Origin of the sequence: Ruminococcus sp. Marseille-P6503 (genome assembly GCF_900604945.1) — a bacterium.
Lineage (GTDB): Bacteria > Bacillota > Clostridia > Oscillospirales > Ruminococcaceae > FB2012.
Map to the genome: position 1 here is coordinate 408,112 of NZ_UWPB01000002.1, position 21,882 is coordinate 429,993.

The 21,882-nt window shown below is 46.6% G+C and carries 18 protein-coding genes; 14 read left to right on the top strand and 4 right to left on the bottom strand.

The window, feature by feature from the left end; genetic code table 11:
- Nucleotides 1–81 precede the first annotated feature (81 nt).
- Nucleotides 82–438, bottom strand: a complete 357-nt coding sequence (locus EIH25_RS07945; protein ID WP_124100417.1) for a hypothetical protein — start codon at nt 436–438, stop codon at nt 82–84.
- A gap of 533 nt (nt 439–971) precedes the next feature.
- Here EIH25_RS07945 and EIH25_RS07950 point away from each other — a divergent pair.
- The 3 genes from EIH25_RS07950 to EIH25_RS07960 all read left to right on the top strand — a co-directional run bounded on the left by EIH25_RS07950 (nt 972) and on the right by EIH25_RS07960 (nt 3,369).
- Nucleotides 972–1,571: a DUF1836 domain-containing protein gene (locus tag EIH25_RS07950; protein ID WP_124100419.1), complete on the top strand. Its 600-nt coding sequence runs from the start codon at nt 972–974 to the stop codon at nt 1,569–1,571.
- A gap of 44 nt (nt 1,572–1,615) precedes the next feature.
- A complete protein-coding gene (locus tag EIH25_RS07955; RefSeq protein ID WP_124100421.1) occupies nt 1,616–2,497 on the top strand; it encodes a prohibitin family protein in 882 nt (293 codons plus the stop codon).
- A 245-nt stretch (nt 2,498–2,742) separates the two neighbouring features.
- Nucleotides 2,743–3,369 carry a cytidylate kinase-like family protein gene (locus tag EIH25_RS07960; protein WP_124100423.1) on the top strand — a complete coding sequence of 209 codons (627 nt, stop codon included), beginning with the start codon at nt 2,743–2,745 and terminating at the stop codon, nt 3,367–3,369.
- Nucleotides 3,370–3,612: 243 nt separating this feature from the next.
- On the opposite strand, the gene EIH25_RS07965 is transcribed toward EIH25_RS07960, so the two are convergent.
- The 3 genes from EIH25_RS07965 to EIH25_RS07975 are packed head-to-tail and all read right to left on the bottom strand — an operon-like array spanning nt 3,613 to nt 5,156.
- Complete coding sequence (locus EIH25_RS07965; protein WP_124100425.1) at nt 3,613–4,281, bottom strand: sigma-70 family RNA polymerase sigma factor; 669 nt, start codon at nt 4,279–4,281, stop codon at nt 3,613–3,615.
- Complete coding sequence (gene spoIIAB / locus EIH25_RS07970; protein WP_243113119.1) at nt 4,278–4,736, bottom strand: anti-sigma F factor; 459 nt, start codon at nt 4,734–4,736, stop codon at nt 4,278–4,280. The genes EIH25_RS07965 and spoIIAB overlap by 4 nt, the downstream gene beginning before the upstream one ends.
- A gap of 12 nt (nt 4,737–4,748) precedes the next feature.
- On the bottom strand, nt 4,749–5,156 hold the full coding sequence (locus EIH25_RS07975; RefSeq protein WP_124100427.1) for an anti-sigma factor antagonist: 408 nt from the start codon (nt 5,154–5,156) through the stop codon (nt 4,749–4,751).
- Between the two features lie 702 nt (nt 5,157–5,858).
- Between EIH25_RS07975 and EIH25_RS07980 the strand changes: the two genes are divergently transcribed.
- From EIH25_RS07980 to EIH25_RS08030, 11 genes are all read left to right on the top strand, one after another.
- The gene (locus EIH25_RS07980) at nt 5,859–6,536 is read left to right on the top strand and encodes an ABC transporter ATP-binding protein (RefSeq protein ID WP_124100429.1); all 678 of its coding nucleotides are present in this window, start codon (nt 5,859–5,861) and stop codon (nt 6,534–6,536) included.
- Nucleotides 6,529–7,476 carry an ATP-binding cassette domain-containing protein gene (locus tag EIH25_RS07985; RefSeq protein ID WP_243113120.1) on the top strand — a complete coding sequence of 316 codons (948 nt, stop codon included), beginning with the start codon at nt 6,529–6,531 and terminating at the stop codon, nt 7,474–7,476. The genes EIH25_RS07980 and EIH25_RS07985 overlap by 8 nt, the downstream gene beginning before the upstream one ends.
- Before the next feature lie 166 nt (nt 7,477–7,642).
- Complete coding sequence (locus EIH25_RS07990; protein WP_243113121.1) at nt 7,643–10,603, top strand: extracellular solute-binding protein; 2,961 nt, start codon at nt 7,643–7,645, stop codon at nt 10,601–10,603.
- A 20-nt stretch (nt 10,604–10,623) separates the two neighbouring features.
- Nucleotides 10,624–11,565: a sugar ABC transporter permease gene (locus EIH25_RS07995; protein WP_124100431.1), complete on the top strand. Its 942-nt coding sequence runs from the start codon at nt 10,624–10,626 to the stop codon at nt 11,563–11,565.
- Nucleotides 11,566–11,582: 17 nt separating this feature from the next.
- Entirely contained in the window at nt 11,583–12,482 is a 900-nt protein-coding gene (locus EIH25_RS08000) for a carbohydrate ABC transporter permease (RefSeq protein ID WP_124100433.1), read from the top strand.
- 53 nt (nt 12,483–12,535) lie between these two features.
- Nucleotides 12,536–14,140, top strand: coding sequence for a hypothetical protein (locus EIH25_RS08005; RefSeq protein ID WP_124100435.1), 1,605 nt, complete (start codon nt 12,536–12,538; stop codon nt 14,138–14,140).
- Between the two features lie 2 nt (nt 14,141–14,142).
- Nucleotides 14,143–14,772, top strand: a complete 630-nt coding sequence (locus tag EIH25_RS08010) for a Yip1 family protein (RefSeq protein ID WP_124100437.1) — start codon at nt 14,143–14,145, stop codon at nt 14,770–14,772.
- 24 nt (nt 14,773–14,796) lie between these two features.
- Entirely contained in the window at nt 14,797–17,211 is a 2,415-nt protein-coding gene (locus EIH25_RS08015) for a DUF5696 domain-containing protein (RefSeq protein ID WP_124100439.1), read from the top strand.
- On the top strand, nt 17,211–18,302 hold the full coding sequence (locus EIH25_RS08020; RefSeq protein ID WP_243113122.1) for a sugar ABC transporter permease: 1,092 nt from the start codon (nt 17,211–17,213) through the stop codon (nt 18,300–18,302). The genes EIH25_RS08015 and EIH25_RS08020 overlap by 1 nt, the downstream gene beginning before the upstream one ends.
- A gap of 13 nt (nt 18,303–18,315) precedes the next feature.
- Complete coding sequence (locus tag EIH25_RS08025) at nt 18,316–19,368, top strand: carbohydrate ABC transporter permease (RefSeq protein ID WP_124100441.1); 1,053 nt, start codon at nt 18,316–18,318, stop codon at nt 19,366–19,368.
- A gap of 225 nt (nt 19,369–19,593) precedes the next feature.
- Nucleotides 19,594–21,789 carry an alpha-galactosidase gene (locus EIH25_RS08030; RefSeq protein WP_124100443.1) on the top strand — a complete coding sequence of 732 codons (2,196 nt, stop codon included), beginning with the start codon at nt 19,594–19,596 and terminating at the stop codon, nt 21,787–21,789.
- Nucleotides 21,790–21,882: the final 93 nt, after the last annotated feature.

Below are 21,882 nucleotides of genomic sequence, written 5' to 3' on the forward strand. Positions count from 1 at the left end.
ATAATTTTTATGAAAGCGGGCTGACGGCGCAAAGGCTCTATATAATATTAAAAGGACAGATCGCAGTGATCTGTCCTTTTTTTAGTCCGGAGTATTTTTGTCCGTCCGTATCTCGTTTTGAACGGGGTAGGAAGGATTTGAAAAGGGATAAAGCTCTTTGTAGGAATCGAAGCTTTCTGTCGACTGATCTGAGCCGGAGGGAATAAGACCTGTGCAGTCGTTTGCCGAACAGGAGGGATTATAGGCTTCAAACGGAACGGTCCTGCTGTCGGGAGAATTTTTTCTATAGCGTCCGGCGCAGAGGGCAAGCTCTTCAAAGGTTTCAATATCGCGCTCCAGCAGGCTGCTTTGCAGCTCGGGAGAAAGAGAATTGAAAAATTCACGGCTGGAGGAGTCCTTTCTGATAAGGTCGCTGAGCGACGAAATGTTTTCTGGCATATAGATTGCAATGCTCCCGTACGAGAGCATTCCTCCTTTCTTGATTATGCTATGCCTTTTTATTATTCGCGTCATGCGAAATTTTAAACATGAAATTTTTAAAAACGCGGCAGACTGTTTTGATCAGCCAAAATATCTGAGCTGTAAAAAACAAAGAAAACCAGAGATAATATGCGATTAAACGAGTATCAGTGAGATATATTGATTTTTTCTGTTGTTTTAATTTAAATGGTCTCAGGATTAAGTTTGCGGTTCATATGAACTTATGATACAATCATAGTATCGTAAGACACGAGGACAGGAACTAAAAGAATGTGAATTACGAAAAAATAAAAGATCCGAACGGCGCGGGGTGAGACGGAAATTAACGGCGCCGTAGGGATCCGCGGGGAGAACTGCCGGCGGCTGTGCAGGCCGGCGGAAGATACAAGCTGACATAGAAAAAGCGGCTGTACAGCCTTGTACGGCAGTCGAACTGAAGGGAACAGCAAAACGGAGAGATCAGACAGCTAAAGAAAGGGATGGTGAAAAATATGCTGGACAAATTGCCGGGAACAGAGATGGAATTTGACCTGAAGGCGGAGGAAAACGCGTTTTCGCTTATCGAGCCGATACTTTCCGCAACCGGAGGACTGACCCTTTCTCAGCTTTCCGCTCTGACGGGTCTGGAAGGCTCGACTATCCAGAACTGGATAAAGCGGGGCTGGGTAATGCCGGCTGTGGAGAAAAAGTACGCGGAAAGACAGATAGTAAGGATACTGCTTATCAATATTCTCCGGGGGACGATGAAGCTGGAGGACATCGCCGGTCTTATGACATATATAAACGGCAAGGTCGACGATATGTCCGACGACATTCTTTACGATACGGAGCTTTATAACCTTATGTGCAGGCTGCTGTCCGTTATGTCGAGAAAGAATCTTCACAGCCGGAATGAAATAGCGGAGGAGATAGACAGAAATCTTTCCGCGGAGTATTCGGGAGAACAGAGAAAAAGACTGAACGAAGCGCTGCTTATACTTATTCTCGGCTACAGGGCTTCGTATTACAGACGTCAGGCGGAACGGGAGTTTGAAGGGCTTGACATTCAGAGCGGCGGCGGAAAAAATAAGTCGGACGGCGCCGTAACTTAAGCGGAAGGTAAATTTATTTTTTAAGAGATTCAGGAGGAATCGGTATGAACAATTCAAAGATAGTGGATATAGGTCACGGAAAGAAAACAGGAAAGATAATCGGAATAATAGTGTGCGCGGTTATATTGATCATTCTTTTGATCTCGGCGGTCGCTATAGTACCGGCAGGTTCGACGGGAGTAATAGTAACCTTCGGAAAGGTATCTGAGAATACATATTCGGAGGGCTTTCATGTAAAGGTACCGTTTGCTCAGGAGCTGGTGGTGGTTTCCAATAAGATACAGGTATACGAAACGGACGCCAGCGCCGTTTCAAAGGACCTTCAGACGGTAAATTCAAGAATTGCCGTCAACTTCAGAGTCAGAAACGATTCGTCGGCTTCCATTTATAAGAACATCGGAGCGGACTATCAGTCTGTTATCCTTATGCCGGCGGTTCAGGAGTCTATGAAATCCGTAAGCGCTAAATATACCGCCGAACAGCTGATTACTGAGAGAAATCAAGTAGGCGACGAAATAAAGGAGCAGCTCGAATCAAAGGTTTCGGATTACGGAATCCAGATAGAGAAATTCAACATTGTGAATTTTGATTTTTCCGAGGAATTCAACAACGCTATTGAAGCCAAGCAGGTAGCCGAGCAGAACCTTATCAAAACCAAAACCGAGCAGGAGCAGCAGATTGTAATTGCCGAGGCGGAGGCTAAGCAGAAAACAATTGCAGCGGACGCCGACGCGGAGGCGATAAAGACCAGAGCGGACGCACAGGCAGAGGCAAACAAGGTGCTCGCGGAATCGGTCAGCGATATGCTTATAAGATATGAAACTATAGATAAATGGGACGGCGTTCTGCCCAAGGTGGCTTCATCAGCCAACCCGCTGGTAAATCTTGACCTCGACGAGCAGGCGGAAGAGACTGAAAGCGAATAAATGCACAGCGTATATATTTTTTTAAAGGAAACGGCGGAGACTTATGCTCCGCCGTTTTTCCTTTTGCATGGAAAGCTTGTTTCAGCAAAATTATTATAAAATATAAATATATGAAATATGTACAAGTAATCAATCACAAATTTGTGCAGTTTTTTTCAAGTTTTTTGTATACAAAGAACAAAAAGTGTGTTATAATAAGCATACGGCAAAAGCCGCGGTATTTTATTCTGAAAGGAGACTTTGTTATGAAATCAATTATTACGATCAGCCGCGAATTCGGCAGCGGCGGACGGGAAATAGGTCAGAAGCTTGCGGACGACTTGGGAATAGGATTTTATGACAAGGAGCTTCTGGAGATGGCGTCGAAGGAAAGCGGGATCTGCAAGGAACTGTTTGTAAAGCACGATGAGAGCTACACCAACAGCTTTCTCTATTCGCTTGTAATGGGGAATTATCCGGTTACGGCGGACGGCAGACTTAATCCGGAAATGCCGCTGAATCACAAAATATTTCTGGCGCAGTTTGAAACCATCAAAAAGCTTGCCGATCAGGGACCCTGCGTTATAGTCGGAAGATGCGCCGACTACGTCCTGAAGGGAACCTCCAACGTAATAAATTTTTTTATTACCGGAAATATGGCGCAGAAGAAAAAGCGTATTCTTGAACGGTATGATATCGAGAAAAACAAGGTCGAGGACTTTATCCGCAAAACGGACAAAAGGCGCGCCAATTACTACAACTACTACTCCGACATGAAATGGGGAGAAGCAAAGAATTACGATTTGTGCATAAACTCCTCCAAAACCGGAACGGAAGGCGCGGTGCTGCTAATGAAAGAATATATCAGAATCAAAGAGGGTATGACGGAGTAAGAGCGTCTGTCGGAGCAAGGAAAACCGCCGGCGCTTGCTTTAAATATTTTTTATGAGAAAAGAGTTTATCTATAGAATTTTTCTTTTCAATTCATTTTACTTTCCTTACTTTCTGAAAAAAGCTGTCTTTTTGGGCGGCTTTTTTCATTTTACCGCGGCGGAGCATGAACATATTAAAGGGAGCTTATAAACTGAAAATAAAGTGAAACGGCATACTGACCGCTCCTGCTTCGCTTACGGCGGCTATTCTAGCTGGCTGCGCATTGAGGCAAGCAGCTTTTTTTCCCGCCGCGAAACCTGTACCTGAGTCATGTTAAGCAGCTTTGCCGTTTCGGTCTGGGTCTTATTTCTGAAGTATCTGAGAAAGATAAGCTGCCTGTCCTTGGGTTCAAGACCTCCAATTACCTGACGCAGGGAAATAGCGTCGGTTATAGCCGTATCGGGAGGAGGGGTAGGTATGTCTATCTGCCCGTGCTCCGAATCCTCTCCGGACTCCGTAAGACTTACGGGAGGGAGAGCCACGTTGAGCGCTTCGATAACGGCGTCGCAGGACTCTCCGGAAAGTGAGCAAAGCTCGTCTACCGTAGGCTCTCTGCCCTCGCCGGCAAGAAATTTTTCGCGCAGGCGGGAGATCTTCAGCGAAAGCTCTTTTACGCTTCGGCTTACCTTTATTGTTCCTCCGTCGCGGAAAAGCCGTTTGATCTCGCCGAGGATAACTGGAACGGCATAGGTGGAGAATTTTACTCCCCGCTGCGGGTCAAACGCCTTTGACGCTTTGATAAGTCCTATGCAGCCGGCTCCGTAAAGATCGTCGTATTCTATGCCCTTTCCTCGGAAACGGTTCGCGCACAGGTGGACAAGCCCCAGATTTTCCTCTGCAAGCCTGCCGGACTGTTGGGTTTTTGTTATCATCGGAACGCCTTTCGGGTTTTTAGAGTTTTTTCCATGACAACGGTAGTCCCCTTACCCTTCTGGCTCCGCACCTTGATTTTGTCCATAAAGCTTTCCATTACGGCAAAGCCCAGACCGGCGCGCTCCTCCTCGGGGGCGGTGGTGAACAGCGGTTCCATTGCTTTTTGTATATCGTCGATACCGCAGCCCTTGTCACGTATTTTTATGTAAACTCTGCCCTTATCGAAGATTCTCACCTGAAGGAAAATCTCTCCGACGGCGTCCCGGTAGGCATGGACAATACAGTTTGTGACCCCTTCGGAAACGGCGGTCTTTATTTCCGACAGCTCGTCTATCTGCGGGTCAAGCTGCGTAAGAAAGCCGGAGACCGCTATTCTTGAAAAACGCTCGTTTTCTGAATAGCTCGGAAAGCTGAGCTTCATTTCGTTTACTGCTTTTTGATTCAAATTTAACATTCCTCTCTCAGTTTATTTGTTTTCAGCCGTCAGCTGCTTTTCCTGTCCGCCTGAAGCCGAAGGCTCCGTTTCAGCGCCGCCGCTGGTTTTTTCCTCCGGCGTATCGGACGATATTATCCTGCTCAGTCTGTGCAGACCGGCAAGCAGCATTACCTTTCTGATATAGGGCGCGGGGTTCGCGGTAAGCACCTCTCCGCCCAGCTCGTTCATTATTTTATACCGTCCCATGACAAGACCTATTCCCGAGCTGTCCATAAAGGTGACGTATCTGAAATCCAGTATAAGAGTCCGAGGATTCTGCTCCCTGATAGCGGCGTCTATTTCACCTCTTATGAATTTGGCGGTATGATGGTCGATGTCGCCGTATATGACTGCGGTAAGCTTTCTTTTCTCTCTTTCGGAAAAAATTTTAACGTCCATAAAGTCATTCCTTTCGCATAGCTTGTCTTCTGAATAAAATAATAACAGCTCCCGACAGAGAATTCTGTCAAAAGCTGTTAGCTGCAAGCCGTTTGTATATACATATTTTTTATTTTACATGACCTATGTAAAAACCGGAATATATAAATCTGATTGAAATACCGATGAGCGGATAAATAAAGCAAACTTCGCTTGGCATAAATTTGTAAAAGCAGAAATTAATTAGGCTGAAAAGCAGATTTTTGCGCAGCTGCGCCGTCCGCTTTTTTAAAGTTTTTATAAATTATATGTACTCATGCTTAAAACCGGATTAAAGCGCAGGCGATTTTGCGTTCTGAAACACAATATGCACAAAAAACAAGAGATGATATTAGACATAATAAACAAATGTAAAAGTTGCACAAAAAACATGACTCTTAAACGTTTAAGTGAACTTGACAAACTACCTTAAAATTGATATAATTAAGATTAGCTAAATGAGCTCTTTTTGACATATCTGATAAAAAAACAGCCTTAAAACTGTGCAAAATTGTTAGGTTTTTGAACAATTTCACTATATATAGTGTCGATTTTTGTGCAAACCACTATATGTTTATATTGCACAAAGATTTGTCGGGTTTTTAGGCAAAACGTTAAATCAAGGCAAAAAACTTATAGTCATTTTGCATGAAAATATTTCTTCATTCGGAAAGGTTTGCGCTTATGGAGGTTATTCTTTCGACAGAGGGGCTCTGCCGCGATTTTAAAATCGGCGACGGCAGTATTGTTTCGGCGCTGAAAAACATAAACATTGAAATAGAAAAAGGCAGGCTTACTATCCTCAGGGGACGCTCCGGAAGCGGAAAAACTACGCTTATCAATATTCTCGGCGCGCTTGACAAGCCTACAAAGGGAAAGGTTATGTTCGGCGGCAGCGATATAACAAGGCTTTCTGAAAAGAAGAGGGACGAAATAAGGCGGTATAAAATGTCGTTTGTATTTCAGTCGGTGGCGCTCATGTCGGGAATGACGGCCTATGAGAATGTCGAATTCGGACTCAGGCTGGCGAAATACCCTTACGACCAGCGGGATAAGCGGGTGCGTGAGGTTATGAAAAACGTCGGTCTTGACAAGAGAATGTTTCACCGTCCCGGAGAAATGTCCGGCGGGGAGCAGCAGAGGGTGGCTATTGCCAGAGCGATAGCGCACAATCCGGATATTGTTTTTGCAGATGAGCCGACCGCCGAGCTTGACACGGCTACCGCGCTTCATGTTGTAAAGCTTTTCAAAGAGCTTGTAGCCAATCATCAGATGACAATAATCATGACTACTCACGATCCGAGTATGATAGATATTGCCGACCGCGTTTATACGCTGGAGGACGGTGAGATTATTGAGTGAAGTTTATACCGATGAGAATATTGTAGCACCGGATTATGAGAAAAAAATGATCAGGTGTGAAAACTTGGTGAAAATTTACAAGACGGACGAGATCGAGGTTGTCGCTTTGCAGGGCCTTGATCTCGACGTGGAATGCGGAGAGCTTATGGCTATCGTCGGAAACTCCGGAAGCGGCAAATCAACGCTGCTGAATATGCTGGGGGGGCTTGACAAGCCTTCCGCGGGAAGTCTGTTTGTAGACGGCAGGAATCTGCTGAAATTCACCGATAAGGACTATATGGAGTATAAGCGGAATACCGTAGGCTTCGTATGGCAGAACAACGCCAGAAATCTTGTGCCGTATCTTACGGCGGTCCAGAACGTCGAGCTGCCGATGCTGCTCAAAAGCCAGAGGCGCAGGAGAGAACGGGCGCTGGAGCTGCTGGAAAAGGTAGGGCTTTCCCACAGAAAAAATTCAAGGCTGGATCAGATGTCCGGCGGAGAGCAGCAGAGGGTCGCTATAGCTATAGCTCTTGCCAACAATCCGAGGCTTCTGCTGGCTGACGAGCCTACCGGTTCGGTGGATACCAAGACCTCTAACGTTATTCTTGACATATTCAAGGAGCTTAACAGAACCGAGAAAATAACGGTGGTGATCGTAACTCACGACGTCAAGCTGGCGCGCCATATAGACAGGGTCGTGGCGATAAGAGACGGAAGAACCAGCTCGGAAATTGTAAGGAAGCGCTCCTATGTGGAGGAGCTTAACGAGCTTGGCGATATAGTAAGAGTTGAGGACGAGGGTGGCGATATTCATGAAGAGCTGGTGGTCCTCGACAGATCGGGAAGGCTTCAGCTTCCCAAGGATTATATGGAAACCCTTGAGATCAGGGGAGGAGATAAGGTAAAGGTCGAGCTTGACGAGGAGGATAAGAGAATTTATCTTTTCAAGTCCGGATAGATCTTTTGAATTATTTATTTTCACGGCAGCGCACGCTGCTTTCAGGTCCGGCGGGACTTTAATAAAACTTTTGAGGGATACGCGGCTATACTATTATAATGGTAGGATCATAGAACGTTTTCTTCAGAAAAACATTTGCAAATAATTAGGAAAGGTGGATTCATAAGTGAAAAACACAATGTTTAGGCGTGTTATTTCATCTGCACTGGCAATAGCGCTTGCGGCGACAAGCTGCATAACCGTGCTTGCAGACGCTGAGCAGACTGACAGCCCGGCGGCAGAAGCTACAGACGACGGCACTCTAGGCACTCAGGGGGTTTCTGCCGAGCTGGTTGACGCCAGCAACCGTGAAAACGCGTACAGCAACTATGTCAAGAAGTATGCCGACGCGGCCAGACCCGATCAGGAGGTCGTTATCAACGGAGCCGATTTTATAAGCAAAAGCGACGACGCTGAAATTTCCGTCACTTCTGTAGACGGCGAGGACAACGTTATGCAGTGGGCAAATCAGGAGGGCAGCGTTACTTTTGAATTTGAAGTCTCGGAATCGGGAGTATACAATATCGAAGCCTGCTATGAGGCTCTTGCGGGAGGAACGACCTCGGTTGAATTTGCGCTTCTCATCGACGATGTTTGTCCGTATACGACCGCGTCGAGAATTACGCTTTCAAAGAGATGGGTAAACGAAACCGAAATACTTCAGGACGCGAAGGGCAACGATATCCGTCCCGGACAGATCGAGGAAGTATGCTGGCAGACTTCTCCTCTCAAGGATATTGACGGACTTTTCAACGATCCGCTTGAATTTTACATTGAAGCCGGAAAGCATACCCTGACGCTTCAGTCCACAAAGGCTCAGTTCGCGCTTAAATATCTTAAGCTTTATCAGCATAAGACTGCGGAGCCTTATACCGCTCCCAGCAGCGAGGAGATAAACGCGACAAGCGCAGACGTTATAAAGCTTGAAGGCGAAAACGCGGATTATAAATCTGACAGAACCCTGTTCCCAACCAACGACAGAAACTCATACGTTACTTCGTCGGCAACGGGAAACAGCCCTACAAAGACCAAATACAATACCATAGGCAAGGAAAGCTGGACTCAGTCCACTCAGGCGATCACCTGGAAATTCAATGTTGAAAAGGACGGATATTATAAAATAGGTATCCGCGCAAGACAGGATTCTCAGAGAGGAATGTATTCCAACCGGCGCCTTTACATAGACGGCGCGGTTCCCAATGCCGAGTCTGAGCAGATCAAGTTCTATTACAGCTCTGACTGGCAGCTTACCGTTCCGTCAACAGACGGCGGAGAGGTAATGTATTTCTATCTGGAAGCCGGTACTCATGAGCTTACGCTTGAGGCGATCCCCGGCGAAATCGGCGAAATAATGGGCGATCTTGATGAAATCGTTTATAACGTAAACAGCTATTACAGACAGATCCGTCAGATAACCGGTCCGGATCCAGATGAATACAACAACTATATGATCGACACTTCGATCCCTGAAATCGTTGACGATTTTAAGTCCTATTCCAGTATGCTCAGGGAGCAGATGGAAAAAATCGAAGCTCTTTCCGGTCAGGGCGGAACTGAAGCGGTTACGCTTGATAAGCTTGCGATCGTGCTTGACAAGTGCGTTGAGAAGCCTGACAGAATTCCTCAGATGATGTCTCAGATAAAGGATAACGTAACGTCTGTTTCGTCGTGGATAAGCCAGTACCGCGCGCAGCCGCTTGAGGTTGACATGATCGAGATCGCAACTGCCGACAAGGAATTTTCATCTTGTGATTCTTCGTTCTTCTCGGCAATGTCCTTCGGCTTCAGAGCGTTCATAGGCTCTTTCTTTGAGGACTATAACTCGCTTTCCGTAGAGGACGGCAGCGAATCGATGACCTGCTGGATCACACTCGGACGTGATAACGCGCTTGTAGTTCAGAATCTTGTAAACAACGAATACAACCCAACCGCCAAGACAAAGATCAATCTGCAGCTGGTTCAGGGCGGTATAGTAGAAGCCACCTTCGCCGGCAAGGGTCCGGATCTTGCTCTCTTCCTCGGAGGCGACTTTCCTATTCAGCTTGCGGCAAGAGGAGTGCTTGTTGACGTTTCTCAGTATTCCGATTTTGAAGAGGTAAAGCAGAGATTCTCGCCTCAGGCGACAGTGCTTTACGAGTACAACGGAGGAACCTACGGACTTCCTGTTTCACAGACGTTCCCGATGCTGTTCTACCGTTCCGACGTTCTTTCTGAATACGGAATCGATCCGGCGACCGATCTCAACACCTGGGACGGTCTGATAGAAACGCTTCCTACGCTTCAGAGAAACTATATGGAGATCGGACTTATTCTTCCGGTTCTCACCAGCGTAGGCGGTACCACTTACGTTTCGCCTATTATTGAAGCGGGAAATACTTTCGCGATGATGCTGCTTCAGCAGGGAGTAAGCTTCTATGACGAGGCGCAGACAAAGACCAATTTTGACACTCAGGAAGCTATTGACGCGTTTGACGCCTGGACTAAGTTCTATACTACATACAGCTTCCAGCAGACGTACGACGCATTTACGCGCTTCAGACAGGGCGATATGCCTGTAGTTATTCAGAATTATACCTTCTATAATCAGCTTTCTGTAGCTGCTCCTGAAATCAAGGGCTGCTGGGGCTTCCAGCCGGTTCCCGGAACGGTTCAGGAGGACGGAACGATCAATCACGCCGCTAACTCTCAGGGCTCGGGAGCCGTTATCTTTACACGTCTTGACCAGGAAAAGAGAGATGAGGCATGGGAATTCATCAAGTGGTTTACTTCAAAGGAAACTCAGGTTTCCTACGGTAACGACATCGAGGCGGTTCTCGGAACGATGGGTAGATTCGATACCGCTAATGTAGAGGCTCTTGAGGAGCTTTCATGGACTTCCTCCGAGGTAGAGCTGCTTAAGGATCAGCTGCTTGCTCAGGTAGAGATCCCTGTAATTCCCGCTTCCTACGGAGTAACCCGTAACGTTATGAACGCGTTCCGCGAGGTTGTAAACGACTATGAGAACGCCCGCGATACGCTGTTCTGGTATAATAAGGATATCAATGATGAAATCACGCGTAAGCGTCAAGACCTCGGTCTTGATAACTAGCAGAAAGGGGAGAGTGATTAATGGCTAAAAATATCAATCCTGACGCTCCTATAAACAAGCAGGGAAAGTGGGCCTATACCTGGCATATGATGAAAGTCAATAAGGGCTGCTACGGTCTGCTTCTGCCCTTCATGATCCTGTTTTTGATATTTACCGTGATACCCGTTGTGATGTCGCTTCCTATGGGCTTCACAAACTTCAACATGATCCAGACGCCGAAGTTTGTAGGACTTTCAAATTTCTATACGCTGTTTTTGAACGACGATGTATTTCTGATCGCTGTAAGAAACACTCTTATATTCGCGATATTCACAGGACCGTTCTCATACATACTCAGCTTCTTTATCGCGTGGCTGATCAATGAGATGCATCCTTTTCTGAAAACGCTGTTTACTTTCGTATTCTACGCGCCTTCAATGACTACATCCGTTTATGTTACCTGGCAGCTTATCCTTTCGGGCGACTCCTACGGTTATCTCAACGCGGTTATGATGGACATAGGTCTGTTTAACTCGCCTAAGCAGTTTCTGACCGATACAAACTACATTCTTGCTGTAGTTATCATCGTTCAGCTGTGGATATCGATGGGCGCGGGCTTCCTTGCTATCCGCGCCGGCTTCCAGAATATCGACAAGTCAATGTACGAAGCGGGAGCTATAGAGGGTATCAAGAACAGATGGCAGGAGCTTTTCACGATTACGATCCCGTCAATGGGACCTCAGCTGCTGTTTGCAGCTGTAATGCAGATTTCATCCTCGTTTACGGTAGGTGTTGTAGGACAAAACCTCGTAGGTCTGCCTTCAACCGACTACGCCGCTCATACGATAATGAACCACGCTACAGACTACGGATCCATACGTTACGAAATGGGTTACGCCTCGGCTATATGTTTTGTTCTGTTCGCCGCGATGCTGCTGGCAAACAAGGGCGTAAACTGGCTGCTGGGCAAGTATCTTGATTAAGGAGGTGAGTTTACGAAATGGCAAGAAGAAAGAAAAAGCAGGTACCTATTGATAAGCTTAAGGTAAAGGACAAAAAGAAGCGGGTAAACGGCTCCCTCGGAGGAGATATTGCGATTTTCATATTCCTGACCTTGTTGGGCCTGTTTATGATTTTCCCACTCTATTATTCACTGGTACAGTCTCTCAAGCCTGTAGAAGAGCTGTTCGTATTCCCACCTAAGCTTTATGTTCTGAATCCTACTACCAGAAACTTTTCCGATATGTTCAAGGTCGCGGCAAGTATGTGGGTTCCGCTTTCAAGGTATATCTTCAACAGTGTGTTTATAACGGTGGTTATATGCGTCTGCAACCTGTTTGTATGCTGCTGCGCTGGATTTGTGCTTTCCAAGTGCAGATTCCCCGGTGCGAAGGCTATCAATCAGATTATAGTAGTAGCGTTACTGTTCTCCTCTAATGCTACTTGGATTATGCAATTTTTGGTAATGTCAAAACTTCATATGATCGATACATACTGGGCCATGATACTGCCATATATTTCAACGCCTATAGGTTTGTTCTTAATGAGACAAAGTATGTCTACGATTCACGACTCCATGATTGAAGCCGCTAAGGTGGACGGCGCGGGATTATTCAGAATCTGCTGGCAGATAGTTGTTCCCAACTCAAAGCCGGCAATTATGACGCTTATCATATTTGCCTTCCAGGGCGCATGGAATCTTCAGGGCGGCTCAATGATTTATTCAGAGGAGCTTAAGACGCTGCCGACGATTGTTCAGCAGATAACCATGGCAGGACCTGCAAGACAGGGCGTAACCTTTGCGTCCGCTGTACTGCTTCTTATTCCGCCGCTGGTTGTATTCCTTATTGCTCAGAGCAACGTTATGGAAACCATGGCGCATTCGGGTATTAAGGATTAATCGGTTCAACAACTGAAATTCGGAAAGGAAACAGGTGATAGGTAGTGTCAAGAATGAAAAATTCTTTGAAAAGATTACTCACGCTGTCGATGGCTGCCGCTTCCGCGCTGACCATGTCGGTCACAGCCTTCGCAGATGAGCCTTATGATTCCTATAGCTACGATACCTGGGAGGATCCGATACCCTCTCAGAGCGGTTATAGAGTAGAAAGAACGGTTACGGGAGCGGAGATGGGGCTTTCAAGACTTAACGACCCTGAGGATCCGCTGTTCGTAAGCGAAACAGAACCGACCTCGATCAGCGACGCCAAGGATCTTTTCATGGACGAGGAGAGAAAGGAATTCTGGATCGCGGATTCCAAGAACAACAGAATTCTCAGACTTAACGAGGACCTTGAGATTATCGGACGCTATTACGGCGTTACGGGCGACACTGAAATAAACATTGACGAAAACACCGGGCTTTCAAATTTTATGAATCCGTACGGAATTTACGTAACGACCAGTCCGTTTACCGGAGATCTTACAATGTACGTCGCGGATTACGACAATTCGAGAGTTGTCAAAGCCAAGGTCGTTTCGGAGACCGAGTGTGAGCTTATTTATGAATATACCAAGCCGGAGGAGGCTTTGTATACGTCAAAGACATTCAATCCCACTAAGGTTCTGGTAGACAACGCGGAAAATGTCTACGTTGTTGTAAAATCGGTAAACACCGGTTCGGTTCAGTTCGCAAGAGACGGAAGCTTTACCGGCTTCTACGGAGCTAACAGAGTAGAGGTAACCGCCGCGGTTATCGCTCAGAAGCTCTGGAGAACGATAGCTTCAAACGAGCAGATCGCCGGAATGACCAGAAACGTTCCGGTAGAGTACGCTAACTTTGATATTGACGCCGACGGATTCATTTACACCGTAACGGAGGTCTCAACCAATACTGACGCGGTTAAAAAGCTCAATCCCGCAGGCTATAACATCTGGGACAACGAGGTCGGAAACGAATATAACTTCGGAGATATAACCGAGGCTATGTGGGACGCGACTACAAATACCACCCACTCAACAAGGCTTACCGATATCGTTATAGGAAACAACGGTCTTATCAATGTGCTTGACTATGAGACCGGACGTGTGTTCCAGTACGACCGCAACTGCAATCTCATATGCATTTTCGGTACGAAAAACTCCACCTCGGATCAGAGGGGAAGCTTCAGCAACCCGAACGCGGTTGAAGCGTTGGGCAACAATATTTATGTGCTGGACGGAGCCAAGAACGACATTACGGTATTTACCGAGACAATGTTCGGAAAATATGTTCATTCAGCGTTTGAATACTATGACGAGGGACGTTATTCAGAGGCGAAGGCCGACTGGGAAGAGGTCAGAAAGAGAGACGGCAACTATACTATGGCTTATATAGGTCTTGGAAAAGCCGCTCTTAACGACGGAGAATATTCAAAGGCGCTGGAATATTTCAAGACTGCCTACGACCAGGATGATTATGACAAGGCGTTCAAGTATACCAGAGAGGATTTCCTCAGAAATAATTTTACGCTTATTATAGTGATTATCCTTGCGGTTATAATCTGGCTTATCGTACTGAAGATCATTCATAAAAAGGGTATTTACATTATTAAGAAAAAGTCAAAGGAGGGAAAATAAGTATGTATGAATTTTCAACATTGGGCTGGCTGAAGCACGTTATTTTCCATCCTGTAGAGGGATTTGAGGATCTCCGCTGGAAAAAGCAGGGCTCATTGAAGGTAGCTATGATTATAGTGCTTCTGCTGTTCGTGTATATGGTTGTCGACAGACAGCTCACGGGCTTCCAGTTCAACAACGCATACGTCAAGGTATTTAACGTAGTGCCTCTTATCGTTCAGTCGGTAGTCTACTTCTTTACATGGGTCATCGGTAACTGGGCGCTGTGTACGCTGTTTGACGGAGAAGGAACGCTTAAGAAAATCTGCATTTACTCGGCATATGCGCTGGTTCCTTTTATAGTGTGCGGTTTTATCGGCGTTATTATGTCAAACGTTCTCGTACAGGAAGAGTCGATCTGGCTGACCGCCATCAATTGGCTCGGCATAGGCTGGTCCGTCGTGCTTATGATACAGGCGATGAGAGCCGTTCATCAGTATACGTTCGGAAAAACGTTGTTGTCTATGTTCTTCACTGTTGTGGCAATGCTGCTGATATTGTTCCTTGCAATCCTTCTGCTTTCGTTGTTCCAGCAGGTATATGTATTCGGATATTCAGTTTATACCGAAATTGCATACAGAATCAGAGGCTAAATAAGAAACGGTGGTGTAAATTAAATGCATAACAAAAATTATAAAAAAGCGATTGTGTTTGCGTTAGTTCTTACAATGCTGATGCCTCTGGGATCCATGGCCGCTTCTTCTGCCGAGGACAATGCCGACGGCTCAGCAATAACGGCGGATACCGCTCAAACAGATCAGGAGACAGACGCAGAGGACGCTTCAGATGATGAAGAGTCGGACAGCGAGGAGGACGAAGACGAGCTTCCAGACCCTATCACCGACGAGGAAGCGGCAGCTCTTGAAACCTGTCAGGAGGTAGCTTCAAACGACAGCTTTGTAATGTACGCCGACGAGGAAAACGAGAGGATCGGCCTTTACGTCAAGGCTTCGGGCAAATACTGGTGGACGTCTCCGATCAACGTAATGTCTGACGATACGATCATAGACGAAACTAAGGGCTCAACGATGAAGAACGCTCAGAGAAATTCCATCGCTTCAAGCGTTGCTATCAAGGTGGGCGATCTCAGACAGGAAAAGAGAACCGAGTCTCCGGCTCCGGTATATTCCACAAGAGCTACGAAGACCTGGAGGACTGAAACCAACGGCGTCGCCGTAACATATAAGTACGGTTCGGAAGGCGTTAAGTTCACGGTGCATTACGAGCTGTGCGAAGATAACCTTTATGTATACGCGGACACAAGCGAGATCGAGGAGGAAAATACAAGCTCGCTCGACGGAAAGGTGCTTACAAAGCTTCAGCTTTGTCCGTATTTCGGAGCGGTTTCAGCTAAAGATGAAACCGGCGAGGCTACCGAGGGCTACATGATCGTACCCGACGGAAGCGGAGCGGTTATTGAATACAATAACGGCAAGGTAAACTACGCGGATTATTCCCAGCAGATTTACGGAAGAGATTATACGACGGTTCCTCTCAACGCGCCGAGAGTTACAGAACAGGCGTATATGCCGGTTATCGCGACCGTTTCCGGAACCAGCGGACTTGTAGCCGTAGTATCTGACGGAGACGCCAACGTTTACGCTAAGGCGCAGGTAAGCGGACAGAATAAGCAGTCTTACAACAACTGCTATTTTGAATTTGAAACCAGAAGCCAGGACGCTTTCTTCATGAGCGGAGACAGCTCAAACAAAATTACAGTGTTTGAAAAGGGCGGTATAAAAACCGAACGCTTCGGTATCAGGTATTACCCGATCGACAATGACGAGGGAGTAAACTACGCTGACTGCGCTGAGGTTTACAGAAATTATCTTATCAACAATAAAGGTCTTGCACAGAGAACGGAAGCTGATTCCAGCGACCTTTACATAGATTTCTTCGGAGGAGTTCTGAAGCAGACCTCTATCGTAGGTATCCCGTTTATGCTCAAGACCGAGATAACAGGCTTCAGCCAGGCGCAGCAGATCGTTGATAAGTTCAAGGAAAACGGTGTTTCAGATATTGTCGTAAACTATAACGACTGGACAAACGCTTCCATCAAGAATAATATTTCAACTAAGGTTAAGCCCTCAGGCACACTGGGAGGAACAAGTGATTTCAACAGCTTCATAGCAAGCGAAAACGTTGACGTATTCCCGTCGATGAACAATATCCAGATGGATTCGGGAAGTTGGGGATATATGACGTTTACAAACACTGCTATCAGAGTTTCAAACGCTTATTCCAGACAGAGCACCTACAGTCCCGCGTTCGGAGTTCCCGAAAGCGGAGTCGCTCCCGCGCTGCTTGCTCCGAATTCCTATGTTAAGGTATTTGAGCAGATGGTGGAAAGCTATCAGGACAAGGAACTTGACAAAATCGGCTTCGGCGATTATTCTACCAAGCTGGTAAGCGACTTCTCCAGCAAGAACAGCTCCAGCAGAAACGATACGATGAACACTATAGTAAACGGATACAAGAGCGCGTCTGAATCGGTTGGCGCTATACTCTGCGACGGCGCTAACGCTTACGTTCTTCCCTATGCTTCGCAGATAACAAACGTTCCTGTTTACTCAAGCGGATTCAATCTTACCGATTATGATATTCCGTTCTATCAGATGGTTATTCACGGCTATGTTCCTTATTCGACCAAGCCTATAAACGCAAGCTCCAATACCGGAGAAACCTTTATGCTGGCGCTTGCGGCAGGCTCGGGAATGCATTACGATATGGTTTATGAGGACGCGGCGGAGCTTAAGGATACCGAGTATGACGATCTTTATTACTCCAATTACGAGGGATGGCTTGATATGGCGGCTAAGCAGTCCAATCTTGCAAGCCAGATCCTTTCGGGCGTAAGTGATATGACCATTTCAAATTATGAAATAAGCGACGACGGAAACGTAATTACCACGACCTACAGCAAGGACGGTTCAAACGTTGTTATTGAGGTCGATATGTCCGCCGGAACCGCTTCGGTGGACGGTCAGGTTTACGACCTCGGAGACGCTATAGAAGGAGGTATAGAAGGCTAATGAGTAATTTGGAAAACAATTTGCCGAATGACGAGCTGGAAAACGGCGCTCAGATCCAGGAAACTCAGGAAGCTGACGAAACCAAGGCTGTAGTCAGCGAAACCGAGGAAGCTTCCGAAATTGAAACCGTCGTAGAAGAAGGCTCGGCTGAGCAAGCTGTTGCCGAGGCCGCTCCTCCTGTTAAGCACAAAGGAAGCAAAATTCCTTATGAAAGAAGAAAAGCGCTTTACGGCTACGGCTTCATTGCGATTTGGATCTTAGGAACAATTTACTTTTTCATTCTGCCGCTCATCGAGTCGCTTATATACTCGTTCAACGAGACTAAGGTAAGCTCGGGCGGAATGGAAATGAAGTTCGTAGGCTTTCAGAACTATGTGAACGCGTTCCGAAAGGACCAGGACTATTCAAAGGCTCTGGTTGAGATGCTTCAGAATACAGCGCTGAAAACCCCTCTGATCCTGATATTCTCCATATTCATTGCAGTAATTCTGAATCAGAAGTTCAGAGGAAGAACCTTTGCCAGAGCGGTATTCTTCCTGCCGGTTATCATTGCTACCGGTCCTGTTATCGATATAATCAACGGTAACATGAGCACAGGCGGCTATGCCGGCGGTTCAGAGCAGTTCAGCACAATGTTCGAGGCCGATCTTGTAGACCAGCTGCTCAACTTCCTGGGAGTGTATAATATAAGCGATACGCTGACGGAAACGATAAATTCGCTGACGTCGGATATCTTCAATCTGGTATGGAATTCGGGTATTCAGATACTGCTGTTCCTGTCGGCTCTTCAGGGAATTCCGTTCTCCGCCAAGGAGGCGGCTCAGATGGAGGGAGCTACCGCCTGGGAGTATTTCTGGAAGATCACGATTCCGTATATCAGCCCTATGATCCTTGCCAGCCTGGTATACACGATCGTAGATTCGTTCGTTGATCCGTCAAACGAAGTTATGACTATCGTACTTAACAAGTCAAGCAGCTGGGAGCACGGCTATTCGGCGGCTATGGCGTGGGCATACTTCCTTATCGTAGGTATTGTGCTTGCAATCGTTGTTGCGATCATCAATAAGTTCGTTTACTATGAAGTAGAGTAAAGGGGGGATTACAGTGGCAACTAAAAAAGAAGAAAAAGAGTTTGAAAAGGAACGAAAAGCGGCGGCTAAGGCCCGTCACAAGAGAATGAAGGAGGAAGGACTTGACAAGTACTTTACTCCCGAACAGATTCGTTATAACCGAAACAAAAGAATAGTCGGAATGGTTTGGCCGTTCTTCAGATTTCTGATATTATTCGGTTTATGCTTTGTAATCCTTTATCCTTTGATATTCATGCTTTCAACCGCGTTCAGACCTGCGGAGCAGATGAACGACCCGTCGGTTGTATGGCTGCCCAAAAGCCTTACGCTCAGCAACGTTGAAGAGGTATGGGGCGTTATGAATTTTGACGCGACGCTTTTGAACACGATTTTCCTGAACCTTGTTGCTTCGGTGCTTCAGGTTTTGACCTGCTCGATCACCGGCTACGGCTTTGCAAGATTCAAGTTTAAAGGAAAGGGACTGCTTTTCGGTATAGTGGTTCTTATGATCATAGTTCCGCCTCAGATCACAACGATTCCGCTGTATCTGCAGTATGCTTACTTTGATCTGTTCGGACTTATACCGCTCTTAAACGGCGGAAATACCATTTCGCTTATCAATACCGGATGGACGATGTATCTTCCCGCTTTGTTTGCAAACGGACTGAGAGCCGGACTGTTTATCTTCATCTTCCGTCAGTTCTTCAGAGGACTGCCTAAAGAGCTGGAGGACGCCGCTTATCTTGACGGCTGCGGACCTCTCAAGACCTATCTGAAGGTAATGGTTCCTAACGCGAAAACTTCATTCCTGACAGTTTTCCTGTTCTCTATCGTTTGGTACTGGAACGACTTCTATGTATCGTCCTCATTCTTTACAAAGAACGATACGGTAGCTCTTATGCTTAAAAACCTCGACTCCAACCTGCAGCAGCAGCTGTTCGACGGTCAGTCGGTTTCAGTAAGACAGATCATCGTTTGGCTTGAAGCGGGCTGCGTGCTTTCGATCACGCCTTTGCTGGTTATGTACATATTCCTCCAGAGGTACTTTATCGAAGGTATCGAGCGTTCAGGTATCACGGGTATCTGATCATTCAGAATCAAATCAAACACGTTCAAACGCAGAAGGTTCCAAAAGGAGCTTTCTGCGTTTTTTCTGTATGTATTATTCAGCGGATGTTCATAAAAAAATCTGATCAGAAAACGATTTCTGACCTTGCATAATTTTTAATATATGATATAATTACTTTAAATGCATGGCTGCCGAGGCTGTACGGAGCCTGCTGACTATTTTATATATAAGGAGTATAAAGCAATGCCGATAAGCTACAATGAAAGCGCGCGGATCTTCAAGCTGCGCGCGAAGGATACCGATTATATTTTAAAGGTTGCCCCGGGGGAATATCTTGCTCACGTTTATTTTGGAAAAAAAGTTCCGGACGAGGATCTTACCTATCTGCTGAGGCTAGATGAGAACCCCTTTACGCCTGAGACAAACAACCGTGACAAAGCCTGTTACATGGACACGCTTCCCTTTGAGTATCCCTGTTTCGGACTGGGAGATTACCGGGAGCCCGCCTTTAAGATCCTGGACGAAGAGGGTATGTCTGCCTGCGATCTGCGGTATAAATCCTACAGAATATACAAGGGCAAGCCAAAGCTCAAAGGACTTCCCGCCACGTTTGAAACCGAGGAAAGCGGCTGCGAAACTCTTGAGATAACTATGGAGGATAAGCACGCGGGGCTTGAAGCGGCGCTGATATATACCGCTTTTGACAGGCTTGACGTTATTACCCGTTCGGTGATTGTAAGGAATATTGGTGAAAAGCCCTGTACGCTTACAAGAGTTTACTCCGCCTGCGTTGATTTTGATACCAATGAGTTTGATATGATAACTCTTAACGGCTCGTGGGCGAGGGAGAGAGCCGTAGAAAGATGCAGGCTTCACCACGGAAAGCAGTCCGTCGATTCAATGCGCGGGGAATCATCTCACCAGAACAATCCGTTTGTCGCTCTCTGCGAGCATAAGGCGGATGAGGAAAGCGGCGAGGTTTACGGCTTTAACTTTGTGTATTCCGGAAATTTCATTGCTCAGGCGGAGGTTACTCAGCATAAGAAAACCCGTTTTCTTATGGGCATAAACGATATGGATTTTTCTTGGCGGCTGGAGAGCGGAGAGGAGTTTACGGCTCCGGAAGCGGTTATGGTTCATTCCGACGCGGGACTGGGAAAGATGTCAAGGACCTTCCACGATCTTTACAGAAACAACCTTATAAGAGGCGAGTATAAGGACAAGCGCCGCCCGATACTTATCAACAACTGGGAGGCTACGTACTTCAATTTCAATACAGAAAAGCTTATCGACATAGCGAAGGAAGCGTCCAAGCTAGGCATTGAAATGCTCGTTATGGACGACGGCTGGTTCGGTCACAGGGATTCGGATAATTCTTCCCTCGGAGATTGGTTCGTGTATGAAAAGAAGATCAGCGGAGGCCTGAAGAGCCTTGTGGACGAGGTCAACAAGCTGGGAATGAAATTCGGCATATGGTTCGAGCCGGAGATGATCTCGCCCGATTCAGAGCTTTATAAGGCTCATCCCGAATGGGCGATCCAGGTCGCGGGCAGAGAGCTTACCCTTTGCAGAGAGCAGTATGTGCTGGATTACTCGAGGCAGGACGTAAGGGACTATGTTTTCTCGATGATGAAGAATATTCTTGATTCGGCGAATATCGAATATATCAAATGGGATATGAACAGGCAGCTTACAGAGGTCGGCTCAAACGCGCTGCCTGCAAACCGCCAGAGGGAGCTGTGGCACAGATATGTTCTGGGCGTTTACGAGCTTATGGACAGGGTGACCTCCGCCTATCCGCATATCCTGCTGGAAAACTGCTCGGGCGGCGGAGCCAGATTTGATCCGGGTATGCTTTACTATAGTCCGCAGATATGGTGCTCCGACGATACCGACGCCGTTGAAAGGCTGAAGATACAGTACGGTACTTCAATGTGCTATCCCTGCTCCGCTATGGGAGCGCACGTTTCCGACTGCCCTAACCATACCGTAGGAAGAACGACTCCGTTTGCAACAAGAGGTCATGTGGCAATGGTGGGAACCTTCGGCTATGAGCTTGACGTAACAAAGATTCCGCAGCAGGACAGAGACGCTATTCCGGGACAGATCGAGGAATTCAACAAGTACAACAAGCTTGTAAGAACCGGCGACCAGTACAGAATAGGCAATATGTTTGAGGACAATACCTGGGATTCGTGGATGTTTGTCGCTAAGGATAAAAGCGAGGCGCTGTTTGAGTTTATTCAGGTTCTCGGCAGACCTAACGAAAGGTCAAGGAGGATAAAGCTTAAGGGTCTTGACCCGGATAGATATTATTTTGAGGAGAGCCAGCCGGAAATAAAGCTTTCGGGCGCGGCGCTGATGAACTGCGGAATCAATATAGGCGGTATGTGGGGAGATTATCAGTCTAAGATAATGCATTTTATTGCCGCTGAATAACTTATAATTAAAATTTCAGTGAAATACGGAATATATCGGGCAGAGACTTTACAGTTCCTGCCGGATATGATATAATGTAATCGAATACATCAG